Here is a 1,808-nt window from a genome sequence, read left to right as displayed (position 1 = left end):
TGTCCGGCCCGCTGCACGGCGGCGCGCCCGCGCGGGTGCTGCCGATGATCGAGGAGACCGAACGGACGGGTGACGCCCGCGCGCTGGTCAAGGGCATCCTCGACCGCAAGGAGAAGCTGATGGGCTTCGGTCACCGCGTGTACCGCGCGGAGGACCCTCGGGCCCGGGTGCTGCGCAACACCGCCGAGCGCCTGAACGCCCCCCGCTTCGAGGTCGCCGCCGCCCTGGAACAGGCCGCGCTCGCCGAACTGCGCGAACGCCGCCCCGACCGGGCCATCGAGACGAACGTGGAGTTCTGGGCGGCGGTGATCCTGGACTTCGCGGAGGTCCCGGCCGCGATGATGCCCGCGATGTTCACGTGCGGGCGGACCGCGGGCTGGTGCGCGCACATCCTCGAGCAGAAGCGTCTGGGCAAGCTGGTGCGACCGGCCGCGATCTACACCGGCCCCGATCCACGATCGCCCGAGAGCGTCGACGGATGGGACGTGATCGCGCACCGCTGAGCGCATCGACCGCCCATTTTCGTGGGCGCTACCGGCAGGAGCAGTGTCGGGGCCGGGCACAAGCTGTGTCGGGCCCCGTCGCGTGAGCGGTCTAAACTACCTCTGCACCTGTCCCTCGACGCTTAGGACACGCATTCCGATGGCTGACGCTTCACCGATCATTCCCGCCGACCTCAAGCCCGCCGACGGCCGCTTCGGCTGCGGTCCCTCCAAGGTTCGCCCCGAACAGTTGCAGGCGCTCGTCGACGTCGGCGCCTCGGTGTTCGGTACCAGTCACCGTCAGAAGCCGGTCAAGGACGTCGTCGCGCGGGTGCGCGGCGGCCTGCGCGACCTGTTCTCGCTGCCCGACGGCTACGAGGTCGTCCTCGGCAACGGCGGCTCGACCGCGTTCTGGGATGCTGCCGCGTTCGGTCTGATCCGCGAGCGTTCGCAGCACTTCACCTACGGCGAGTTCTCCTCGAAGTTCGCGTCGGTGGCGAAGAACAACCCGTTCGTCGGCGAGCCCGTCGTCGTGTCGGCGGAGCCGGGTTCGGCTCCGGAGATCGTCGCCGACAGTGATGTCGATCTCATCGGCTGGGCGCACAACGAGACCTCGACCGGTGTCGCGGTGCCGGTGTCCCGCCCGGCGGGTTCGGAGAAGGCACTCATCGCGATCGACGCGACCTCCGGTGCCGGTGGCCTGCCGGTGAACATCGCCGACGTCGATGCCTACTACTTCGCTCCGCAGAAGTGCTTCGCCGCCGACGGTGGTCTGTGGGTCGCGCTGATGAGCCCGGCCGCGCTCGAGCGTGTCGCCGAGATCAAGGAGTCGGGCCGGTTCACACCCGAGTTCCTGTCGTTGCCGATCGCGGTCGACAACTCGGTCAAGGACCAGACGTACAACACCCCGGCGCTCGCGACGCTGCTGATGTTCGCCGATCAGATCGAGTGGATGAACAGCAACGGTGGTCTGGACTGGACGACCGCGCGCACGAAGGATTCGTCGTCGCGACTGTACGAGTGGGCCGAGGCATCGGACTACGCGACGCCCTTCGTCGCCGATCCGGCCCATCGTTCGCAGGTCGTCGGAACCGTGGATTTCGCCGACTCGGTCGACGCCGCGGCGGTCGCGAAAGTCCTGCGCGCCAACGGGATTGTCGATACCGAGCCGTACCGCAAGCTCGGTCGCAACCAGTTGCGCATCGGCATGTTCCCGGCGATCGATCCCGAGGACGTCACCCAGCTCACCAAGTGCGTCGACTGGGTTGTCGGACAGCTCTGATTTCTTGCGTTCACGGTGAAGGGCCGGACCCGTCGGGTCCGGCC

2 protein-coding genes are annotated in these 1,808 nt (G+C 68.3%); both read left to right on the top strand.

What is annotated here, in order from left to right:
* Positions 1-503, top strand: a 503-nt coding sequence (locus WAX14_RS07965) for a citrate/2-methylcitrate synthase (RefSeq protein ID WP_422627550.1), incomplete at its 5' end; no start/stop codon positions are given.
* 139 nt (positions 504-642) lie between these two features.
* Positions 643-1,764, top strand: a complete 1,122-nt coding sequence (gene serC / locus WAX14_RS07960) for a phosphoserine transaminase (protein WP_422627549.1) — start codon at positions 643-645, stop codon at positions 1,762-1,764.
* The last annotated feature ends 44 nt before the right edge of the window (positions 1,765-1,808 follow it).

Origin of the sequence: Rhodococcus sp. (in: high G+C Gram-positive bacteria) (genome assembly GCF_049299235.1) — a bacterium.
Lineage (GTDB): Bacteria > Actinomycetota > Actinomycetes > Mycobacteriales > Mycobacteriaceae > Rhodococcus.
The sequence above is the reverse complement of the archived record's forward strand: the minus strand, read 5'-3'. Positions and strand labels throughout refer to the sequence as shown.